At 54.5% G+C, this 23,021-nt stretch carries 12 protein-coding genes; 2 read left to right on the top strand and 10 right to left on the bottom strand.

What is annotated here, in order from left to right; translation table 11 throughout:
- Window positions 1-113: 113 nt before the first annotated feature.
- The 7 genes from KP22_RS19375 to KP22_RS19345 are packed head-to-tail and all read right to left on the bottom strand — an operon-like array spanning window position 114 to window position 16,233.
- Window positions 114-2,228 (bottom strand): amino acid adenylation domain-containing protein, encoded by a 2,115-nt coding sequence (locus tag KP22_RS19375; protein WP_039325848.1) that lies wholly within the window; start codon window positions 2,226-2,228, stop codon window positions 114-116.
- Window positions 2,225-8,575 (bottom strand): non-ribosomal peptide synthetase, encoded by a 6,351-nt coding sequence (locus KP22_RS19370; protein WP_039325846.1) that lies wholly within the window; start codon window positions 8,573-8,575, stop codon window positions 2,225-2,227. The genes KP22_RS19375 and KP22_RS19370 overlap by 4 nt, the downstream gene beginning before the upstream one ends.
- A 22-nt stretch (window positions 8,576-8,597) precedes the next feature.
- The gene (dhbA, locus tag KP22_RS19365) at window positions 8,598-9,383 is read right to left on the bottom strand and encodes a 2,3-dihydro-2,3-dihydroxybenzoate dehydrogenase (RefSeq protein WP_039325844.1); all 786 of its coding nucleotides are present in this window, start codon (window positions 9,381-9,383) and stop codon (window positions 8,598-8,600) included.
- A 5-nt stretch (window positions 9,384-9,388) separates the two neighbouring features.
- A complete protein-coding gene (locus KP22_RS19360) occupies window positions 9,389-12,532 on the bottom strand; it encodes a non-ribosomal peptide synthetase (protein WP_039325841.1) in 3,144 nt (1,047 codons plus the stop codon).
- Window positions 12,529-13,404 carry an isochorismatase gene (locus KP22_RS19355; protein WP_039325840.1) on the bottom strand — a complete coding sequence of 292 codons (876 nt, stop codon included), beginning with the start codon at window positions 13,402-13,404 and terminating at the stop codon, window positions 12,529-12,531. Before KP22_RS19355 ends, KP22_RS19360 begins: the two co-directional genes overlap by 4 nt.
- Before the next feature lie 10 nt (window positions 13,405-13,414).
- Window positions 13,415-15,040, bottom strand: coding sequence for a (2,3-dihydroxybenzoyl)adenylate synthase (locus KP22_RS19350; RefSeq protein WP_039325837.1), 1,626 nt, complete (start codon window positions 15,038-15,040; stop codon window positions 13,415-13,417).
- Complete coding sequence (locus tag KP22_RS19345; protein ID WP_039325834.1) at window positions 15,037-16,233, bottom strand: isochorismate synthase; 1,197 nt, start codon at window positions 16,231-16,233, stop codon at window positions 15,037-15,039. Before KP22_RS19345 ends, KP22_RS19350 begins: the two co-directional genes overlap by 4 nt.
- 343 nt (window positions 16,234-16,576) lie before the next feature.
- Here KP22_RS19345 and KP22_RS19340 point away from each other — a divergent pair, with 343 nt between their 5' ends.
- Together KP22_RS19340 and KP22_RS19335 are read left to right on the top strand one after the other, a co-directional pair.
- Window positions 16,577-17,824 carry an MFS transporter gene (locus KP22_RS19340; protein WP_081926261.1) on the top strand — a complete coding sequence of 416 codons (1,248 nt, stop codon included), beginning with the start codon at window positions 16,577-16,579 and terminating at the stop codon, window positions 17,822-17,824.
- 227 nt (window positions 17,825-18,051) lie between these two features.
- Complete coding sequence (locus KP22_RS19335; protein ID WP_039325832.1) at window positions 18,052-20,013, top strand: TonB-dependent receptor domain-containing protein; 1,962 nt, start codon at window positions 18,052-18,054, stop codon at window positions 20,011-20,013.
- 39 nt (window positions 20,014-20,052) lie between these two features.
- On the opposite strand, the gene KP22_RS19330 is transcribed toward KP22_RS19335, so the two are convergent.
- From KP22_RS19330 to KP22_RS19320, 3 genes are all read right to left on the bottom strand, one after another.
- Window positions 20,053-21,336 (bottom strand): glycoside hydrolase family 68 protein, encoded by a 1,284-nt coding sequence (locus KP22_RS19330; protein ID WP_039325830.1) that lies wholly within the window; start codon window positions 21,334-21,336, stop codon window positions 20,053-20,055.
- 245 nt (window positions 21,337-21,581) lie between these two features.
- Window positions 21,582-21,926, bottom strand: coding sequence for a phage holin, lambda family (locus KP22_RS19325; RefSeq protein WP_039304543.1), 345 nt, complete (start codon window positions 21,924-21,926; stop codon window positions 21,582-21,584).
- Window positions 21,927-22,156: 230 nt separating this feature from the next.
- Window positions 22,157-22,852: an antitermination protein Q gene (locus tag KP22_RS19320; protein WP_052012637.1), complete on the bottom strand. Its 696-nt coding sequence runs from the start codon at window positions 22,850-22,852 to the stop codon at window positions 22,157-22,159.
- Window positions 22,853-23,021 lie beyond the last annotated feature (169 nt).

Raw genomic sequence — 23,021 nt, 5'->3', positions numbered from 1 at the left:
GTTACAGATGTCACAGGTTACAACCGCCTCGCCCGCTGAGCAGAACGAGGCCAGCGTCAAAGAGAAACGTCTGGCCTATAGATAAAGGGCAGCATCGCTGCCCTTTATCACTTTCAAACGTCGGTCAGGCGTTTACGATCGACCTTACCGCTGCCAGTTTTGGGAAGCTTATCCAACGTCACGATGCGCCCCGGCACCATGTAAGCAGGCAAGAACTGATGCAGCTGTTTACGCAGCGCCAGCTTGGTCATCTCTGAATCAGGTTTGTACTCAACGTAGCCAACCAGTACCGCGTCATCCCCTTCGCCCTGAAGTTTGACGGCCGCATCCTGCACCTGTTCGATCCGTTTCAATTGCGCTTCGATCTCCCCTAATTCGATACGAAATCCCCGTAATTTCACCTGATCGTCGAAACGCCCGAGATACTGATAGCGATCGTCCCCCAGCAGCCGAACTTTATCACCCGTGCGATACATTCGCTGCCCAGATTCCTCCTGCTGAATAAAACGATCTTGCGTCAGATCGTCCCGCTGCCAGTATCCGCTGCTCAATGCATCACCGAGAATGCACAACTCACCCACCATTCCTTCCGCCAACGGATGACGATCGTCATCGATCACCAGATGCTGATAGCCGGCCAGCGTGTTCCCCAGCGCGACCGTGTGCTGGTTCTCCAACACAGCGCCGTCAATTTGCGCCATCTGCGACCAAATTGTCGCCTCGGTTGGCCCATAGCAATTCCACAGCGTCTTGCAACGGCTGACCAAGCGCTGTGCCAGCCGCAGATCCAGCGCTTCGCCACCGCATAGCGCCACCAAATCAGATTTCCCCTGCCAGCCCGCTTTGAACATCATGCGCCAGAAAGCGGGAGTGGCCTGCAACACGTTGATTTCCTGTCGATCCTGCAAATACGCCGCAACCGCCTGCGGATCTTTGTATTCTTCATGCGTGGTCAGATGCAGCACACCACCGACCCACAGCGGCGCAAACACTTCCAGCATGGAGATATCAAAAGCGAGCGTAGTGATAAGTAGCCAGTTCGCGTTATCCGTTAAGGCCAGCCGCTCTACGCTGGCATGAATAAAGGTTTGCAGCGCTCGCTGACCAATCACCACGCCTTTCGGTTTCCCCGTCGAACCGGAGGTAAACATCATATAGGCCGCCGTTTCCGGCCCACCAGTCTGCGCCAACTGTACGCTCGCTGAAGGGGCACGCTCTGCATGCGGTAAATCACAGAGGTTCAGTAGCGGGCAGCCAAACGTCAGCGACCCACCGGTATAACCATCCTGCAAGACCGCAGCCAGCGCTGCTTCTTGCTGAATAGCCTGTAGCCGCTCCCCAGGGAAATCCGGCTCCAGCGGCACAAACGTCACCTGAGAAAATAGGCAAGCCAGCAGCGCCGCTACCGTGTCTGGCTGCCGGCTGAGATGCAACCCTACTCGCTGACCGGCAGTAATGCCCTGCGTAGCTAACATCCCTTGAATTAACGCCACACGTTGCAGCAGTTCCCGATAGCTAATGACCCGTTCCTGAAAACGGATCGCGACACGATCCTGACGCGCAGCCTGAGTAAGACGCGCCAGGAGTTCGTCATGCAGTGCGCTCGTTAGCGCCCTGTTGGGTAACGGAGCCACCAGCGAGCTGAGGCGAATTTGCGCCAGCCGCTCCCAGCGCTGTGCCATCAGACCATCGAGTAGCCGCGTGAGATGGCGGGCAATGCACTGAAGCTGCCGATTATCGAGTTGCCCATCAGGCGCGGTTAGAATTAACCGATCGTTCTGAACTTCTACGATCAGCGCCACTTTTTGCACTACCTTCTGCACCGCAACAGGTAGTGATACGATTTCCCCGACGATCAGCACACTGCTAAACAGCGCATGCAGGGTTTCATCTGCCAGAATCGCAGACTCAGGCAGTGGATCGCACGACGCTCCCACCTCTGCGATCCACTCGCTGACAAGACGATCGCGCTGTTGAAAATGAGCGATCAACGGCCTTACGTTGTCAGGAAGATCGGGCGTGACAAACGCCGCGCATACCTGCTCTTCACCGCTGTACTTGTACAGCAGCCAGCTCCACGCCGCACACACCAGTGATGCAGGATACTGCTGGGATAGCTCACCGCTGTCGCGCTGTTCACCGTGTGCGGCACCCACCCGCTGCCCGAAGGCCGTCGGTTGTTGGATGTCCGCCAGCAAATTCCCGATGACATCGTTACTTCCTGTCATAACAGCGTTTCCTCATTGGCGGTAACCCTCGACTGTGCCAGATATCCGCTCAGTGCCTGCGGTGAAGGGTAGCGCTGCAATAGCGCCACGCTCACCGGCTGCGCTAACGTACGGCTCAGCGCCTGTGCCAGCGCAATACGCTGGAGCGAATCAACACCGCTTTCACACAACGTCCGTGACCAGAGGTCGGACTCACCGAGGCTGGGTTCACCGAGATGTAGCGTTTGTGCCCACGCACGCAACAACGCTTGGGCAAACGGGGTATCAGGCTGGCTAATAGCGCTATACGGCACAGCTTTTTGTGCAACCACCGTGCCTGTCGCTTTCTCATGCCCGATAATCTCAGTTGGCTGCTGTGGCGCGCTGTTTACCAATGCCACCACTTCGTCATGCCAGCGCATCAACACCCGACGCGCCTGCGCGCTGTCCAGTACGTCTGCATCAAACTCGAAGCGCAGCAGCATGCAGCCAGACTGCTCACGTACCACCAGATTCAGCGGCATTTCTACCTTTTCATAGGCTGCTGAAAACTCGGGATATAACCGATGTGGGTCGTCAGCGCGTTGGCCCTGCTCCGCTTTCGCATCTGGATAGTTCTCATAGATAAACAAGCTGTTGAACAGACGAGAACGCCCAGCCGTCAGCGCAATCAGCGACTGCGTGGCATGCTGATTCATCACCATCAACTCGTTCTGTAACTGAACCAAATGCTGTTGCAGCGATACGGGCTGTTGCCAGTTCAGCGCCAGCGGCAGGCTGTTGATGTACAGACCTACGCTGCTCGCCACGTCTTCCACCGGACTTTCCCTGCCCGACAGCACGTTTCCAACAATACTGACCGCATCGCCGGTCGAACGCGCCAGCAGCCGATGCCAGGCGTATTGCGCGATAATGCTGTGCGTAACGCCCACTTCACGGGCAAAAGCGGTTAGCGTTGCTTGATCCTGTTCGTTCAGGTTCACGCTGGTGACCTGCGGTTCAATCTGCGTCAGGTGCTGACTGAGATCGGCGCGTTTCCCCGCAGCCGCAAACAGCATGGCCACATCGTTAGTCTGCGCTAGCAGCGACTGCCGCTGCTGCCAGAAGGCATCGACGGCGGACTGCTGCGCCACGGCGTGCAGCGCATAATCCACATAGGCGCGATCCACCTGAATCGCTGGCGCGTCGCCGTGCATTAATACCTGCCCTTGCATCAGCGTTTGATAGTCACGATGTACCGCACCCAGCAGTTGTGGCCCACTCCAACCGTCGATCACGCTGTGATGACAGCTCAGAAGCACCCGATAGTCCTGTTCGCCCAAACGGAAACAGGCAATGCGCAACAGCGGCGGCTGTGACAAATCAAATCCGGTACGTAAATCCTGCTGACGATAGCGTTCGATGACCGCATGCGGATCGGCATCCTGCATCAAATCCTGATAGTAGAAAGGCAGGTCTGCCTGCTTCACAATCACCTGGATGCTGGCAAACTCGCTTTCCAACGCGGCACGCAAGGCTGGGAAACGCTGAATCTGACGCTGCCACGCCTGACGATAGCCTTCCACATCCAGCGGCTGCGCATAGCGAATCGGCGTTTGCAGATGGTAAGCATCGTCCTGTGGACAGCGTAGGCGATGGTATAGCATTGATTGCTGAAGCGATGACAGCGGCAACAGTGTGTCGATGTCATAACGCTGCAACAGGCTGTCGAGCTGCGTCTGGCTCAGCTTGACGGCTGGGAAGTCGCTGGGGGTAAAAGCGACTCCGTGACTTAGTTGCACCAGACAGGCTTCCGTCAGCGCACGCAGATTCTCGGCCAGCCGCACCATCAAGCGTTCGCTGTCACGCTGGTTGAGGCAACCCACCTGACGCAGCGTCAGTTGTCCGCCAGTAATACCGCCGTGGAGACTGATAACCTCTGCCGGTTTATTCTTCGGTGATACGCAGCATCCCGGCGCGACATCTACCGGACGCCAGGTACCCGCGGCCTGAACCGACAGGCCGAGATAGTTGAACACAATCGGCGACAGCGTCAGCGAGTTGCCCTGCGGGTGGTGATAGCGCAGCGGATTAAACCCGACGCCCTTATCCGGCACCTGACGCAGCCGTTCCTTGCTGGACTGAATCAGAGAAGCCCAGTCTGGCTTATCTTGCAGGCACACCGGATAGGTGCTGGTAAACCACCCGACGGTGCGGCTGACATCCAGCGTCGGATCAATCGCTTCGCGGCCATGCCCTTCCAGCATGATGCGTGCTTTATCACCCCAGCCAAGATCGTTTAGCGTGCGGGTCAGCGCCGCCAGCAGCAAATCGCTGACGTCGGTGTTAAAGGCACGATTGGCCTCGCTCACCAATTGGCCCGTGGTTTCCGCATCCAGCGTCAGAATGGCAGCGCTGGCATGGCCCTGTGGATCTTTCGCCGCCAGTAGCGCCGTCAGATCTACGCCGTCTTCCTGTGCCTGCCAGTACGTCAACTGTTCAGCATGTTGTATAGCGTAGTGTTGCAGCGCCGCGCCCCACTGACGATAGCTTGAGGTTTTTGGCAACAGCGGTTCACCGAGGTGCAACCGCTCCAGATCATCAACCAGAATGCGCCAGGAAACGGCATCAATCACCAGATGGTGGAAAGCGAGGAACAAGGCGGTGTCCGCCTGTGGATGGTGCCGTACCAGTGCACAGGCCATCGTTCTTCCCTGCGCAGGATCGAATTCACTCTGTAACGCGGTAAATGCCTGTTGCAAACCGTCGTCGCCAAGCTGGCGATAATCCAGCGTCGGCAAAACAGGGCAAGCCGCATCCGCCAGATAGCGTTGTCCTGTAGCATCACAGGCCAGACGCAGCGCATCGTGCTGTGCCATCAACGCCTGCAACATCGTGGCAAGCTGTCCGGTATCGATCTCTGGTAGTTGGATCATCGCCGCCTGATTCCAGTGCTCAGGACGTGCCAGAGATTGCTCCATGAACCAACGCTGAATCGGCAGCAGCGCGAACTCGCCTTCCAGCGTGCCCTGCTCCGCGATAGTGCCTGTATCTCGATTATTCTGCGCCAGTACACGGCACAAACGCCGTACACTCTTCGCTTCGAAAACGTCTTTCACCGTGCAGGCATAGCCTGCGCTGCGCAGTCGTGTTGTCAGTTGGATACTGAGGATAGAGTCACCGCCTAAGCGGAAAAAATCATCCTCAACGCCCAGCGGCGTATTCAGCACGCTACGCCAAATCGCCAGCACGTCCGCTTCCAGCGGGTTATCGGCTTCACCGTCTCCTTCGTTGGCTTCCAGGACTGGTGGCAGCTGTTTCATATCCAGCTTACCGTTCGGCGTCAGCGGCATGTCTTCCAGCAGCATCAGCCGGAAAGGCACCATGTATTCCGGCAGATGCTTTGCAACATCAATTAACACAGCGGCAGGTTCCGGCGTGCTGCTGTCAGCTTTTACCGTAGCGTAAGCGACCAGTGCCGGACGGCTCCCTACCTGCGCCACGATGACTTTAACCTGCTTCAGCGATGGGCAGACTGCCGCTAGCTGTGCCTCGATCTCACCCGGTTCGATGCGGTAACCGCGCAGCTTAATCTGCTCATCAATACGGCCACAGTATTCATAGTCACCGTTGTTCAGCAGTCTGGCTTTATCCCCGGTGCGATAAATACGCAACGTCGCAGTGCCCTGTCCCGCATTGTTCACGTCATTGAGTGTGATGTGCTCGAATCGGCTGGCGGTCATCTGCGGTTGATTGAGGTAGCCACGCGCCAACCCAAGCCCCGCAAGACACAACTCGCCCGGCACGCCCACCGGACACAGCTGTCCAGCCGCATCCAGAATCAACGCCTGAATATGGGTGAGCGGTTTACCGATGGTGACGGGCTGGCCTTTACGCAGACGGGTACTCAACGCCGTGACGGTACATTCGGTCGGCCCGTACATGTTGTACAGCGCCACTTTCTCTGCCCAGTTTTCCACCACCGCGTTCGGGCAGGCTTCCCCGCCCATGCCAATCGCTTGAATGCCGTTAACCTGCTCAGGATCGAGAATCGACATCAGCGCCGTCGGCAAGATCAGATGTGTCGCCCCCGCCTGCTCAGCCTGCATAATTGCGCGATCGTTCGGCTCGCCAAACGCCAACGTTCCGCCGCTGCTTAGCGGCAATAACGTCGTCATGTTACCGGCATCAAACGAGAGCGACATGCAGTTGAACATCGTGCTTTTTGGCGTGAAATCGATGCGATCGCGATGATCGTCCAGCAGATTGATCAACGAGCCGTGTTCGATCATGACGCCTTTCGGCAAGCCGGTCGATCCCGAGGTGTAGATCACCTGTGCAAGCTGCTGTGCATGTCGCGGAATAGCCGGGGGTTCATCACCCGGCAGATCCTGCCACTGCTCGACAACCGCCGGATCGGTCAGATCGATGCGCTGTTCGGCTGACCATTGCCCCAGCTGTTGTCCATCACCGCCGAGAATAACGGCAAGATTGGCATCGGTAATGATATGGCGTAGCCGCTCAGGCGGATAATCGGGATCCAGCGGTACATAGGCTGCGCCTGCTTTCCAGATGGCCAGTAGCGCAATGACAAAATAGCGATCGCGTTTCGCCAGCACGCCAACCAGCGACTGTTCACCCAGCCCTTGACGGTGCAGCCAGTGCGCGAGCTGGTTAGACTGCCTGTTCAGCTCGGCATACGTCAGCGTGTCGGAACGCTGCTCACCATCAAAGGCAATCGCCAACTGCTGTGGATCGCGCTGTGCCACGGCTTCAATCACGTCGGTTACCGTTAGCTGTGGCTGCGGATAGCGACGCGGCAACTGCTGGGTTTCCGCCAGCACGGCGGCAAATCGATCCGTTTCCATCAACGGCAGATGCCAGACATCGGTTTCGGGGTTCTCCACCACGGCTTCGATCAGCCGGATAAAGCGGTCGGCGTAATACTGGATCGTCTGACGTTCAAACAGCGAGGTGGCAAACAGCCAGTCCAGCCGCACTTCGCCCATCAGTTCCGTCACCTTGACAGAGATGTCCGTCTTGGCGGGCAGCACCGGCGAGGTTTCCTCCGCCGCATCACAGCCAGGGATCAGATCGTTGAAATCCACTTTGGCCTGATACACCAGCATCACCTGGAAGATCGGGTTGATCGCCGTGGTGCGATCGGACCCGATCGCCTCGCTCAGCGCTTCAAAGCGATAGAGCTGATGATCGAAGGCCGAGAGATCCTGTTCGCGGCAGTATTGCAGATAATCAACGAAATTCTGGCTGTCTTGCAACTGGGTCCGCAGCACGATGGTGTTAACGAAGAAGCCGACGACATCTTCGATATCCGGCCGTTCGCGATAGGCCAATGGGGAGCCAATCACAATATCTTTCTCGCCGCTGATACGCGCCAGCATCAGAGAGAACACTGCATGCAGGCCAATAAAGTTAGACGTATTGTAGCGCTGACACAGGCGCTTGAATTTATCCCACAGATCGTTGTTGATCGCAGAGAAGATCACCTCACCGCCGCTGTTTTGGTGTGCCGGACGCGGTTTATCCAATGGCAGGCTATGCACTTCAGGGATGCCCGTCAGCCGCTCAACCCAGAACGGCTTGAATTCGTTGTGGTAATCCAGAAATGCATCGGAATTGAACCAGTGTGCGTAGTCGATATAGTTAAGCTGAGTAGGCTCAACAGGATAAGGCTGGCGGTTTTGACAGGCCAAAAAGGCCGGTTTGAAGTCCGCAAATAGATTCTTCACCGACCAGCCATCGGAAATGATGTGATGCTGGGTGATCATCAGAACATGTACCCGCTCGCTCATCTTCACCAGCCGCACGCGGGTAAGATCGCCCGCGGTGAGATCGAACGGACGGCTGATTTCCGCTTTCACCTGCTGCTGCAAGCGCCCTTCCCGTTCGGCTTCCGGCAACAGCGAGAAATCATCATGCTGTATCACAAAGGGTTGATAGGCATCGATACGCTGTTCACCCTTGCCCTGTTCATTGACCACAAAACGGGTGCGCAGGCTGGCATGACGTTGCGCCAGCACGTCAAAGGCAAACTCTAGCGCGGCCACATCCAGCGTGCCAGTCAGACGAAAATAGACCGGCATGTTGTAGAGGTGTGATTGTTCTTCGTATTGCTCGATAAACCACAGCCCGCTTTGCGATGATGACAGCGGGCCAGACGTCGCATTCTGCGGTGTGATCGGACGGTCAAACGCCTGCTGCGCCGTCAGGCAGCGCACGATGGCGTCTTTATTTTCCTTAATCGTGCGCCCAATCTCTGCCGTGATCGCCTCTTTGTTGGACTGCGAAATCAGCTGCCCTTGCGCATTTAACGCCAGACGCACACCCTGCCGTTCCAACTGCTTTAACAGCGTTACGATATCTTTCATGACTTGTCACTCTCTCAGCAAATCAGGCCGTTAGCGTTGCCCCGCCATCCACCACCACGTCCTGCATGGTGATGTGGCTGGCCAGATCGGAAGCCAAAAAAACCACGGTATTGGCGATCTCTTCCGGCTGAGCAATCTTGCCCAGCGGAATCCCCAGCTTGTACTGGTCAGGAAAGCCCGCGATAGTGCGCTGTTCCGCATCGGCGCTGTGCCACATGCCACGCTGCATCGGCGTATCCGTCGATCCTGGCGACACCAGGTTGCAGCGCACGCCGTAAGGTGCCAACTCCAGACCCGCACAGTGAGACAGGCTGGTGAGCGCCGCTTTCGAGGCGCAGTACGCCGCCATCTGCATGCGGGGAACATGCGCGGCATTAGAGCCGACGCAAACAATCGCGCCGCGGCGCTGCTGCTTAAAGTGCGGCACCAGTGCATTCAGTAGATAAAATGCGCCGGAGGCATTGACGTTAATACACTGCTGCCAGTCGTCCACGCTCAGCGCATCGATATCACCTAAACGCAGGATCCCGGCGGCATTCACCAGAACGTCGAGCCCCGTTTCCGCCAACAGTTGGCGACATACCGCCGCCACGCTGTTCGGTTCGCTGATATCTAGCGTCACGCAGGTAAACCGGCGCTCGTTATGCGGGGAAACGTTATGTTGGAATGCGCGATCGAATCCGATCACGTTCGCGCCCAGCGCGACAAACTGGCGGGCAATGCTTTCGCCAATGCCGCTCGCTGCGCCGGTTACCCAGACGGTCTGTCCGCTGAAATCAAACTGAAGAGGTTGTGCCTTGTTCATCATTTTCCCTACCACACCATTTCCACGCTGTTTTCATCCTGTGACAGCCTGTCGTCCAGATAGCGGCAGAAGTCGCTGAGCTGTGGATGATCGAACACATCAGAGACTTTGATGCTGACGGAAAACTCTGCGGCCAGACGATTGACGATCTGGATGGTCTGCAATGACTGTCCGCCCAGTTCGAAGAAGTTATCCCGCGATTGAATCCCCGACACACCGAGGATCTGCTGCCAGATGGCGCTGACGCGATTCTCGGTGTCGCTGGCTAGCGCCTGCGTCGGTGCATCATCGTGATATTCCACCAGCAGACGCTTGCGATCGACCTTGTTGGATCCGGTTTTCGGCAACTGATGGAAAGCACGATAATCGGTGGGGATCATGGCAGGCGGCAGTACGCTGCTCAGACGTTGTTTCAGTGCACGGGCATCGATCTCTCCCTCTTTCGTGGCCACAAACGCCACCAGACGTCGCACACCGTTGGGGTACACAATGCCCTGCACGCAGGCTTCATCGACATCCGGTTGCGCCAGCAAATGGGCTTCGACTTCCCCTGGCTGAATCCGATAGCCGCTGATTTTAAATTCGTTATCCATGCGCCCGAGGTACAGTAGCTGTCCTTTTTCCAGACGCACTCGGTCACCCGTACGATAAGCAGGAAGCTCTCGATCGCCCACCGCCAACTGCGTAAACGCCGAGTGTTCCGTACCGATGTAACCCGCTGCCAGCGTTGGCCCCAGTAGCACCAGTTCACCTTCCGCCGCAGGACGATCGCCCGCCGCCAGAACCAGCGCGTTGACCCCAGCCAACGGCAGACCGATAGGAAGCTGCGCCACGTCAGCAGGCTGGGTTTGCAAGTCACTGCTGGTCGCCACCACCGTGGTTTCCGTTGGGCCATACGTATTGATTAAGCGCAGCGTATTCGGCGCGTGGCGTTGCCACTGCACCAGTTGTTCCGGATACACAGCTTCACCACCGATGATGATAGCGCGCAGTGCAGAAGGCAGGGTCAGCGTGCCGGTTTTCAGCCCCACCACCCATTCGTTCCAGAATGCGGTCGGCAGATCGAGCAGCGTAATCGCCTGTGCGTCTACCTGTTCGACAAAGGTGGGAATCGATTCCAGCATCTCATCGGTGCGCAGCACCAGCGTCGCACCGCTGGTTAGCGTGGCAAAAATCTCTTCTATGCTGGCGTCAAAGTTAAACGGAGCAAATTGCAACACGCGATCCGCTGCACTCAGGCCGTAGCGCTGACGTGCCGCCGCAGTGAAGTGATCCAGCGCGCTAGCGCCGATCTCCACGCCTTTCGGCAATCCGGTCGATCCCGAAGTGAACATGACATAGGCAATCTGGCCTTCTCTCGATTCCGCCGTCGGCAGCGCCACGGCCTGCGCATTGGATGACAGAAGGTGCCCCGCCAGAACGATTTCACCAGAAAAGACGGAGGCCAGCCGATGCTGGTAATCCGCCTGCGTGACAATCGTACGTAGCCCGGCAATCTGAATGATGTGTTGCTGACGTTCACGCGGCTGTTCAGGGTCAAGCGGCACATAAACCGCGCCGCACTGCATCACGGCCAGCAAACTGATAATGGTTTCAGGGCTACGGTTCAGCATAATGCCTATGCGTTCGCCAGGCTGTATGCCGCGCTCATGTAGCGCCGCAGCGGCCTGACCGCTCAGACCCAGCAGTTGCTGATAGCTGTATTGCCGATCGCGCTGCGCCAATGCGATATGACTCGGGTTCTTACGCGCCTGCTTAGCAATCGCCGTCAGAACCGGCTCAACAAACGGTTCAGGCTCGCGGCTGGTGATTAGCGCCAGTTCACGTTCTTCACGCAGCCAGCGTCCCAGTAGTTCACCGCTGGTTTGCTGCGGCTGCGCCAACCAACGCTGAAGTAGCGTGAACAAGGTTTCTTGCAGGCTGGCAAGCGCTTCCGCACTGTAACAGGCTGGATTGGCATCAAAGTCCAACACTGGTGTGCCATCGGGTTTGAAATGGATCTCGATCGTCAGATCTTCTACCGGTCCGGCGCTAAGATTCAGCGTACTAGATGACAGCGATCCGTAATTGAGCGGATGATCGAACGGCATGATATTGATCAACGGCCCGAAAAGACGCTGTTCGCCGCCAACGCGATTCAGATCGCGGCGTAAATGCTCATAGCGATAGTGCTGATGACGACGCAGCGTGCGTTTGGTACGGGCAACCTGTTGCGCCAGCGTCACAAAATCTGCCTGCTCATCCACCTGAATACAGAGCGGCACAATATTCATCTGCATGCTCGGCACCATCAGCGAGGCGGAACCGATGCGGTTCATCACCATCATCCCGAACGTCAGCCTGTCGCTGCCGGACACCAGTTTCAGGTGTGTCGCCAGCATCGCCAAAAACAGATCCGGCCAGCTGATTTTATTGCCTTCACACAGCGCGGTCAGCGACTGCCAGAGATCCGCAGGCATATCACAGCTTTGACGCAAAAAACGCGCGGCTATCGGCGCTTTCTTCTCGCTGAAACTGGCGGGCTCTGGCATCGCGTGCAGCGTCTCCAGCCAGAAATCACGCGCCTGCGCCGTCTGCCCGCTGGCATCGCGCTGCCTTTCCTCTTCCAACACCTCACTGAACGGGCCAAACTCGGCCACTGGAGCAGACTGCCCCGTCGTCAGCGCGGTGTAGATCTGGGCGATGCGTTGAAACAGCATCGTGGTGCCAAAGCCGTCTAATGCAATGTGGTGAACGCAACTGTAGAGAAAATCGCGTTTTTCACCGCACAGTAGCGCAAAACGGCAGGGTAATCCGTTCAGTAAATCCAGCGGCAAGGAGATTTCGTCACGCGCCCACTGGCGTATCGTCTGCTCTTCGTCCGTCATCGGTGCAGGCAACAGTTCGACAATCGGCAGCACGCCAATCGGAACGGGCAGTTGCGAAGCCACAAAACCGATCTCTGGTTGCTCTGCATGTTCACCCGCAACCTCAACAAACTGGCAGTACAGGCACTCGCACTCCATCACGGCCTGACGGATCGCGCTCAGCATGGCTTCAATATCAACTTTGCCATCAAATGCGATGCACTCCGCCGTGTTGAACGTCGCCTTATCATCGTTCAGGGCATGGCCTAACCACAGCCCGTGCTGCGCAACGCTCAACGGCTTCATAATGCGGCTCCCTGCTGTTTTTCGATCAGCGCCCACCAGGCATTCAGGCTGGGGTTACGCGCCAGATCGACAAAACTTAGCGTAACGCCCTGATTGCGCCATTCGGTCAGCAGCGCCATCATGCGCACCGAGTCAAGACCATAATCGATCAGGTTCTCATCTTCATCGAACTGATCTTCTTCTTCGTCGATCAAGCTCAGCAGATGCGCTCTCAATCCTTGTTTCGTCAGTGCCTGTGCCATTTTCGCTCCCGTAAGTTCTGCCGTGCTCACCACCCGTCCAGCGCGCGTCGCGACATATTTCAGCGCCATCTGGTGTTCCTGAAGTGAGAAATCCGCAATCGCATCACCCACCATGAAAGGCTTGATATCGCGCATGAAAGCATCCGTCGCGGTAATCATGCAGCCGATATGCCCGTAAACGCCGCAGATAATCAGTTGATCTTTGCCCATCTCTTTCATCATCGGTTCCAGCGGGGAACGATGGAATGCGCTGTAGCGCCACTTCACCAGCACCGTGTCATGCTCATCCGGAGCCAAGGCACTCACAACACGCTGTTTCTCAGGATAATTATTCAGTCCGGCGCCCCACATATCGTTCAGCAGCGCACGGTCAGCGGCACTCTGCGCGTTAGGCTGCGCGGTATACACCACCGGGATTCCCTGCGCTTTACAGTAGGTTCGCAGCGCCGAAATGTTCTCAATCAACTGTTGTGCCAGCGGGCTATCCACACCATAGAAATTCACGAAATAGTCCTGCATGTCGTGAATCAGCAGCACCGCACGTTCAGGTTCAAACGCCCAGGAAACGTTGTTTTCAGGGAAATCCTGTGCGCGCGGCAGGGGATAAGAAGCAATAGAAGGGATTGCCATCACAAAATCCTTATTTATTTTGAATGCTAAGTTGGGTCTGGATGCGCTGACGGAGTGATTTCTTATCAATCTTGCCGACCGGTGTAACGGGCAAGGTGTCGATCATCTCGAAGCGGTCCGGCAGTTTGAATTCGGCAATACCCTGATTGCGAAGATATTTTCTTAACGTGATGGCTTTCAGCGAGGAATCGCTGACCACCAGAAAAGCGCAGCTTTTTTCGCCCATGACAGGATCGGGCATGGACACCAGCGCGGCATGGAGAATGCCGTCATGCTTAAGCAGCAGATTTTCGATTTCTTCGGCAGCGATCTTTTCACCGCCGCGATTAATCTGATCTTTTTCCCGTCCGACTACGCGCAAGTAGCCCTCTTCGGTCATCTGCACCACATCGCCCGAGTGGTAGAAGCCGTCGCTGTCGAAAGCACGGGCATTGTGCTCTGGACTGCGGTAATAGCCACGGAAGGTATACGGGCCGCGCGTCGCCAATAGCCCCGCCTCACCTCTCGGCACCGGATTACCGTCTCGGTCTAACACCTTCACTTCATCGTCCGGGCTCATCGGGTAACCCTGTGTGGTAAAGATGTGCTCGTCGCTGTCGTCCAGTCGGGTGTAGTTCACCAGCCCTTCCGCCATCCCCAGCACCTGCTGCAACTGACAGCCCAGCACCGCCGGAATACGACGGGCGACGGTTTCACTCAGCTTCGCCCCACCCACCTGCAAGATCTTCAGGCTACGCAGCGCTTCACCAAACTGTTCTGCCGCTTGGATCCACAGCGCGGCAGCAGGCGGCACCAGCGAAGTCATATCGATCTGATGACGTTCGATCAGCGGGAAACAGGTCATTGCTCCCGGATCGGATGCCAGCACAACCCGTCCACCAGCATAAAATACGCCCAGTGAACCGGGAGAACTTAACGGGAAGTTATGCGGCGCGGGCAACGCGCACAAGTAGCGGGTCTGTGGCGTTAGCTCGCAGATTTCCACGCTGCGCCGCACACTGTAGTAGTAATCATCATGAGTGCGGGGAATCAGCTTCGGCGTGCCAGTGCTGCCGCCAGAAAGCTGGAAGAAGGCGACCTGCCCAGACGCGGAAGGCTGATACTTACTGGCCGAAGCATGAGGTTGCAGCCAGTCCGTCAGACTGTGCCCCAGCGAACTGTCGCCGAGCATCACTACCGTTTTCAGGCTAGGAACCTGCGTTTGTAGCCGATCCAGAAACTCACCGTCGCCAAACAGCGGATGTTCGGCTGATGCGATCAGCAAGCGCGGCTCGATCTGCGTAGCGTATGACAGCAGCTCCAGCTTGTTATGGCTAAACAGCGCGTTAACCGGCGCGACGCCCATTTTCAGCAACGCAAAAAAGGTCAGGTAAAATTCGGCCACGTTCGGCAACTGCACCAGCGCGGTGTCACCACCGCGCAGGCCGCTTTCCGTCAGGCGCGATGCCAGCGCGGAAGATTGCCGATCCAGTTCGCGATAGCTCCACTGACGTTCGCCGCACACGACGGCAACCGCATCCGGCTGAGTCGTCAGATGACGCTCCCAGGCATCCGTTAACGGCAGGCCGACCCAGTATCCTTTGTCGCGATAACGCTGTGCCAGTTCCTCTGGCCAAGGCGTAAATTCAATGCTCATAGTCCATCCACACCAGAGTTAAGCCCAAACGCATTCAACATCGTGTTTAATTTAGCGGCGGTTTCAGCCCATTCATCCTCGGGGACGGATGCCTCAACAATGCCTGCGCCAGCAAACAGGCGAACCTTATTGTGTTTGATGGTGCCGCAGCGAATGACGATCACCCATTCGCCATCACCGTTGGCATCACACCAGCCGACGATACCGCTGAATACACCACGATCGTGCGGTTCCAGTTCAGCGATCAGTTGGCGTGCTTCCTGGGTAGGGAAACCACACAGTGCGGGGGTCGGATGGAGCTGACAGGCGACCTGAAGTGCCGTCATATTCGGATTTGCCAGTTCACCGCCGATCGCGGTGGACAAGTGCCACATTGAGGCGGTGCTCATCAGCGAGGGAGCCGATGGAATGGTCAACGACGTGCACAGCGGCATCAGGCGTTGGCGAATGTCGTCCACCACCAGCTTATGCTCGTGCTTGTCTTTACCAGAATTCAACAAACGCTGACTGTTCAGATAGTCGAGATGTTCATCGTTCATTCGTCGCGCCGATCCCGCCAGCGGATTAGAGACAACCACGTTCCCCTGCTTACGCAACAGCAGTTCCGGGCTGGCGCCCAGTAATACCGAACCATCCGGCAACGGCAACGAGAAGTGGTATCCCCCCGCATTCTGCACCATCAGGTTGTTGAGGATCGTTTGCGCCTTAACAGGGCTAGCCAGTTCAATGTCCAGAATACGTGACAGCACTGCCTTGCTCAGTTCACCACGGCGGAAACGCTCAACGGCCTCTGCCACGATGGACTTGAACTGACTTTCGTCCGGGACACTGTTTAGCGTTAACGCTTTTGGTGCCGCAGTCTTGTGCTTACGAGCACGGCTGACGAGTTCAGATTTCGTCGTAATGGTATAACTATCAGGGATATAGAGACAAGATGGTTGCGTGGTATCAAAAGGAATCGCTCCCACAACAATAGGCAGCGATTGCCCTGCCTGACGTGCCCGTTGGAATGCCTGCGCGATGGCAGGGCTGAGCCCATCATCGTGCGAGCCCGGAACACAAACAGGGGAAGAAATACGTTCAAATAAGCCAGAAGTAGAAAGGCTTCGGTGTTCCGATGCATATAAAAAAGCGGTCTGTTCCGAATAGGTTAGCTCGCTAGATGCTTCAGTTTCTGTAATCAGTGTATCCACAAGACAGCTCCTGCGCTCGCAAATTAAATACCAATGATTATTAAAATCATTATCATTTATATCAAGCGCAGTTAAATTACACTGAAGTAACGTGTTCGGTCAATCCTTCCACACAATGGTAATTCACGCCCAGTAATTAGGGGTTAAATTGATGTTAATCAATTTTTTTGTGCATGTTTCAGAATGGATAATGGTTAGCAACAGAAATGAATTGATTATAAAACCTACCTCACAGATGATAATGAAAACAGTTATCATTCATTGTCAATGAAATTAAGCTGCGCTAGACTGCGCAAATATTTTACTAACTGTGTCTAAATGTGAGCCTGTCATGGATGAAAGCATGTACCGCCCGCACACCCGATCCGTTGTGCATCTGGCGTTGCTTATCAACATGCTTTCTCTCGGTAGTCTGATGATGGTGATGCCGTTAGGCCCTGATTTCGTCAGCGCTCTGTCCATGGATGCCAAGAACATCGGCTACATTAGCGGTGGTGCAACCTTTGCTTCTGCCATCATCGGCTTCCTCGCCGCGCCTTATCTGGACAGATTTAACCGTAAACATGCGCTGCTCGTTCTACTGACGCTGCGCTTCGGCCTGACAGCAACCTGCATGTTTGCCACCAGCCAAACCGATCTTTTGCTGCTATTCATTCTGGCTGGCTGTGTTGCCGGGCCCGCATCCGGCGTATTGATGGCGGCGGTTGTCGATATTGTGCCGCCCAACGAACGCGGAAAGCAGTTGGCCTATGTCGGCATGAGTTTTTCACTCGCGGCCATTGTTATCATGCCGCTGTCGCTGGAGTTAGCCCACCGTATTAACTGGCAAGCACCGTTTTATACGTTCGGCATCGGCGGCCTGCTGTTGGTTTTGTTAGTGCTGTGGCTCTTTCCTTCCATGCCGCCGACGCACCCAACTCAGCAAGATCTTGCTCTCAATAAAGCGCCAACCTCCATACTACATGACCTGCTAGTCTCCCCTCTTTTCGTGCTGGGGTTGACGGTAATTTCGCTACAAATGTTCGGACATTTCCTGCTGATCCCCCACTTTTCCAACTATTTTCAGTTCAATCTCGCTTTCCCACGGGATGATATTTCTCTGCTTTATCTCTGCGGCGGACTGGCAAGCATGGCGACCATGCAATTGTGCGGCAATTTGCTGGATCGAGGATATGCCAGCCGGACGATCGTGGTAACGACGCTACTGCTAGCCGTTGTCATTCTCTGCGGCTTCGTTTTGCCCTTTTCGCTTTCCCTGTATCTGGTGTTCACCCTATTCATGGCGCTCAGCGCCGCGCGTTCCAGCAGCACGCTGGCAATTACCGCAGGTATTCCAATGCCGCATCAGCGCGCCGCGTTCATGTCCTATCAGGGTACCGCTGCCAACGTGGCATCGGGGCTTGCCAGCGTCACCTCTGCCGCTTATCTGAGTACCTCAGCAGAGGGAAAAATTGACGGATTCGCACAGCTCGCCATCGCCAGCGCCGTTTTTGCGCTGGCTGCCATGCTGCTGACCATGCGCTTGATTCCACAGTTGGCTGAACGCAGCCGAAAGATGACCGCACGCCAAACGGCACAGACAATACCCTAAATAATTCGGGTTTCAGGAAGGCGGCAAGAGAAGGAATCCCGATGAGCTTACTCAGGTAAGTGATTCGGGTGAGTGAACGTAGCCAACGCACATGCAACTTGAAGTATGACGGGTATACAGGGCAATAAACCGATCGATTCACGTACGAGTGGGTCGGCAATACACGTAACACAGCACGCAATTTATTTACGGGGATGTTTTTTCCACTCTTTGATGGGGTTTTTGACATGCAGCTAAAATCGGAAAGTCGTTTTTCACATCATCATTTCCCACACAGCAAGGTGTATAACGCCCTGCTGGTGACCGGACTACTGGCACTGCCTGCGCTCGCACAGGCAGAAAACGCGGCAGATGAAAAAATCGTCGTGACCGCCACGCAGACGAAACACACGACGCTGAGCGCGCCCGCCAGCGTCTCTGTCATCACTCATGCCGAACTGGAAAAGATGTCGGTGAATAACGTTTCCGATGCGGTGAAAAAGCTGCCGGGCATTAATATCAACCCGTCTACCAGCTATGGGCGTAACGAAATCAAAATCCGTGGTATGAAAGCGGACTATACCTTGTTGCTCATCAACGGTCGTCGGGTTAACTCCCGCGATGCGCTTGCTGGCAACATGGGGAATGATTTCGATCTGAGCGCGATTCCTATCTCAGCGATCGATCGTGTTGAAGTGATCCGTGGACCAATGTCATCGCTGTACGGTGCCGATGCACTGGGTGGTGTCATTAACGTTATCCTGAATCAACCGACCAACGAACTGAAAGGCGAAATTGGCTATAACTTTGAAGCGCCAACGGAAGGATCGGGTGGTGACCATAACCGCCTGAATGGCTACATCAGCGGGCCACTCATAGAAAACACGCTGTTGGGGAGCCTGCTGGCCGACGGTGGAAAACGTGATGCGTGGAAAACTGAACAGTCGGTGAATCAGAATACCGATGCGCTAGAAAAACGTGATAATTACAGTGTGATGGGAAATTTAACGTGGTTGATTGATGCCCAACAAAGCCTTGATTTCGACGCCACATACACCAAAGACGACCGTGACGTACGTTGGAATAACTATGGTACGGCTGTACGTAACATTCAAAAAATGGAACGTCTGGGGCTGGGATTAACACACAACGGCAGTTGGGATAACGTCGATACCCGCCTGCGCTATTTCTATGAAAACGTGGAATTGATGGATAATTCCCAACTCAATAATGGCAAAGCAGATATTACGCAGGACAACCATACGGTTGACGGACAGGTTTCCGGCTATCTGGGCGATCATCTGCTAACCGGTGGCGGAGAATATCGCCTGACCTCATTGAAACACAGCATGAACTTGCCAAACGGCACCATTGACGTGAGCCAGGGCGCGCTCTTCCTGCAAGACGAATTCAAGCTCTCTGATCTGGCATTAACCTTCGGCGGGCGTGTCGATAAACATGAGACGTACGGCACAGAATTCAGCCCGCGTGCTTATGCCACTTATAATCTCACCGACAATTGGGTGGTAAAGGGTGGTGTCAGCAAAGCATTTAAAGCGCCTTCAATTGCACAATCAGCGGAATCGTATGCTATAGCCGCCTGCCGTGGCCGTTGCCAGACCGTCGGCAACCCAGACTTGAAGCCAGAAACATCAATCAGCTATGAAATTGGTACCGCTTATGAAGCTGAACGCTTTGGCGCAGGCGTTACACTCTTTAATAACGATATTAAAGACATGATTCAGGTTCAGACCTGGGACAGAGTCGCGACGCACCTTACCTACGAAAATGTGAATAAAGCGCGAATTCAGGGGATTGAAACCTCATTCTGGGTCGATGTGACAGAGGATCTAAACTGGACCACTAACTGGACTATTGTCGATGCCGAAGACCGCACCACCAAAATGCGCCTGAAGCAGACACCGAAAAACACAGTTAACACGCAGTTGAACTGGCAGGCGCTGAATAATCTATCGACTTATATTGCTTACCAGTACACCGGTAACCAATATCTGTTTGATAAAGAAGTCAGCAAGACACGCGGCTTTAACACCGTGGATATCGGTGCCACCTACACGCCTGTTAAAAATGTGGATCTTAAGCTAGGCCTTACTAACCTGACCAACGAAAAGCGGGATTACGTCGCGACTAACAACGACTACTTCCTGTCTGGACGTACGGTGTACGGCGGCATGAGCTATAAGTTCTAAGCCGCAGTAAACAGGGGCGGCAAACCGCCCCTGTAATGGTTACTTCAGATTGACATTAATCATCGGAGGAATATAGCCGTAGTCATACTCTTCCAATACGAATGTTTGCACACCTTTCAGCTTTATCTTAACCGTAGGCGCTTCCGTACCACCGATACGGGGGGTGTCTCCGTCCACCGGAATAGAGTCGATGAATGACGTAACCAAACCGTTAGGCATCACGTAATGTGAATAGGTCTGGAAAGGCTGAGAAGGCGGATTGCCTAGCACCAGCCCAGAACCATTGAGCGGTACATAAGGCCCAAACAGATCGTCACTGACAAAGCCATACACACCGTCTGGACCCGTCAGCCCTTCCGCATAGGTAAACTTATGGCTGATAGTGAACAGGTAATATTTTCCATCCTGAAAAACAAAGTGCGGACGTTCAGTTTGATCGTTGACGCCAACCGCCGTAATTAAAGGAGGCAGCATTTCCCAGTCATCGCCATCCTCATCCCGGCATACCGCAATACCCACGCAACCGGTCTGGTAACGGGCTCCACCCACCTCCTCATAGCCTGGAGGCACATCGCCCAGTTCCTCTTCGTCGATCACATGTGAACCGCGTACTCCCGCCACATTGCCTTCGAACAGCATGTATAGTTTGCCGCTCTTCGGATCGCGGAACGGGCAAGGATCGCGAAATGCCCAGTAAGGGTTCTGGCTTTCTGTCTGGTACATCTTGCCATCCGCTTCAAACAGCGTTTTAACTTTCTTGAAGCCAACCATCTCCACGCCATTTTCTGTGGTCACGACCCGTCCACGCACTTTTACAATGGTGGCCCCCGGCGTTACTGCCGTGTAGTAAAGATCGATCTCGCCGTTGTCATTGAGCAAAATTGGCGTACCAGCCCACTCACGCGTAGTAGGAGACACGCCCTCTTTCATCACACGTCCGCCCAGAATCCAGTCTTTACCAGTACGTGAATACCAGAAGTACATCTTTGCCCGACCGTGGCGATCGTTCCAATCACGAATGATATCGTAGTTACCGTTCTCATCCTGATACTCAGGCGCATTTGGATGGCGATCCGCCGTCAGGGTGAAAATCACCGACCAACCGTCAACCGCCGCGATGTTGCCATCCATATCACGTAGCGGCATGGTGTCCCAGATAAATACATCATCGCTCATCACGGGAAAATCCGGCTTGACCAGCGGTTGCGTGGTCGTTGGATCATTTTCGTTAACCTTCAACGCATCAGCACGCGACCAGATGGTAGGCTTGTGCGGTTGAGTGGATTTAACGGCTGCTTTTTTACCATTATTAATTGTGTTCATTTATATTCTCTCTCAATAAAAAAGCCCAGGTGAACAAAATAATAATTGTTCAACACTGGGCCTGTGTGGTTTAACGATTAAAACGAATGACGTTTTATTTTTTGACAAAAAATAGCGATAATATTGTTGTCACAACACTATCACCAGCATGAAAAACATAAGTATTATCTGAGAATAAATCACCTCCTTAGTCACGCCGTAAAAAATACCGGATAATTAAAATTCGAGATTAGCCGAATTTTATTTCATTTATTTTTATCATTCTTCTTATCGCGTTCCTGACTTCCTGTCAAAAAACGTAATAAACCATAACGAATCTGTTTTACCCCGATAAAACCAATCATTCCTCCGAGAGCAGGAGTCAACGTTTTGGGTAAATCATAATAGTCAAAGGAGGCAACCGCCGTCAGCGTCAACACCCCGCACAACGCAGATTCAAGCAGCATTAAACGCCAGGTTCCACCAGAATATGCGACTCGCAGCATCGCAATAAATACGGCTAATATCACACCACCTGTCGGAACATCGCCATACCACCAGGATAGAATTAACTCACTCAGGCCGCTCCAGCTTAAAATATTATCCTGCATACTTAACCTTCCGAAAAGCGATTGAATTTAATAATTAACTCTTATTTACCGTGTTGTTCAGGCCAATAAAAAAGCCCCCAACTTTTACGTCGGGGGCTTACATTAAAATTTTTTTCAAGGGGAGTTTTATAAGAAGAAATCATAAAAACTCTATCATGTAAATTAAGTTAACCATTTTTGGACAGAAGTACAAGCCCTAATATAAAAAAAATACCGATTATTTTTATGAATTATCTAACTGACTCAGTAATCTCAGAAAATAATGCAGCTGCCTGATAAGCTTCCTGCTGACAACGGTCCACCAGCTCGTCATAAAATGTTTTCCAGTTACGTGACCATGTCCGCTGCGTCAGTGTAGGAACCAACGTTTTTATGACCTTATAGACAGAAGCTGATGTCACGGGTTTTAGTCCGGAACCACTACAGCGCGGACACACTTTTTCAACCGTTTTTCCCGACGCTTTCGACGCAGTCATATCCACTATTTTTCCGCGCCCACCGCACCGACATCGATTTTGAGGATCGTCTGCGGTTCTGCAATAGTGACCGACCGCCATCACCGCCAGCAGTAGCATGCACTGCCCCATATTCCTCCCGGCGATCTTTCCTACATGCGCTGGCGCCTGTTGACGCGCAATTCTGGCAAGGCTCTCGATCGCTTTACGCTTATCCTGCTGATCTTGATTGTGGCGTGCCATAATCAGGCTTAGTCCCAGCGCTTCACGCGACTGCACGACCCCCAGCGCAATGAGGATATCGCCATGATGAAGCCTTGCTGCCGTCCCTGACTTCCTGCTACGTGTCCGGATAAGCGCCTGCCCTCCTGAACGCTGGGGCTGATGATAGGCAGGTGCAGCATCATGGCAGGTGAAGACGAAGGACGCTGATTTAGGGCCACACAGGCTAAGCGCATGTTCAATATTCATCTTGAGTTCCTCTTTTCTGCCCCAGATAAGGGGCATATCTCTTTCCTGACGGGTGCCCGTCACGCATTTCCTTGAAGACAATCGAGTGTGGCGAATACGGTGCTGCTCGATATTCCATAGGGTGTTTCTCCACTTCATCTATAGCAACGGGCTCCGAGATAGCGTGCCT

It is taken from the genome of Pectobacterium betavasculorum, assembly GCF_000749845.1.
Taxonomy (GTDB): Bacteria; Pseudomonadota; Gammaproteobacteria; order Enterobacterales; family Enterobacteriaceae; genus Pectobacterium; species Pectobacterium betavasculorum.
This window is presented reverse-complemented; position numbering and strand designations above follow the sequence as displayed.

What these genes read in the sequence shown, in the direction of transcription:
- KP22_RS19375 (WP_039325848.1), bottom strand. Translation starts at nt 2,228, where the DNA reads ATGACAGGAAGTAACGATGTCATCGGGAATTTGCTGGCGGACATCCAA.
- KP22_RS19370 (WP_039325846.1), bottom strand. Translation starts at nt 8,575, where the DNA reads ATGAAAGATATCGTAACGCTGTTAAAGCAGTTGGAACGGCAGGGTGTG.
- dhbA (WP_039325844.1), bottom strand. Translation starts at nt 9,383, where the DNA reads ATGATGAACAAGGCACAACCTCTTCAGTTTGATTTCAGCGGACAGACC.
- KP22_RS19360 (WP_039325841.1), bottom strand. Translation starts at nt 12,532, where the DNA reads ATGAAGCCGTTGAGCGTTGCGCAGCACGGGCTGTGGTTAGGCCATGCC.
- KP22_RS19355 (WP_039325840.1), bottom strand. Translation starts at nt 13,404, where the DNA reads ATGGCAATCCCTTCTATTGCTTCTTATCCCCTGCCGCGCGCACAGGAT.
- KP22_RS19350 (WP_039325837.1), bottom strand. Translation starts at nt 15,040, where the DNA reads ATGAGCATTGAATTTACGCCTTGGCCAGAGGAACTGGCACAGCGTTAT.
- KP22_RS19340 (WP_081926261.1), top strand. Translation starts at nt 16,577, where the DNA reads ATGTACCGCCCGCACACCCGATCCGTTGTGCATCTGGCGTTGCTTATC.
- KP22_RS19335 (WP_039325832.1), top strand. Translation starts at nt 18,052, where the DNA reads ATGCAGCTAAAATCGGAAAGTCGTTTTTCACATCATCATTTCCCACAC.
- KP22_RS19330 (WP_039325830.1), bottom strand. Translation starts at nt 21,336, where the DNA reads ATGAACACAATTAATAATGGTAAAAAAGCAGCCGTTAAATCCACTCAA.
- KP22_RS19325 (WP_039304543.1), bottom strand. Translation starts at nt 21,926, where the DNA reads ATGCAGGATAATATTTTAAGCTGGAGCGGCCTGAGTGAGTTAATTCTA.
- KP22_RS19320 (WP_052012637.1), bottom strand. Translation starts at nt 22,852, where the DNA reads ATGAATATTGAACATGCGCTTAGCCTGTGTGGCCCTAAATCAGCGTCC.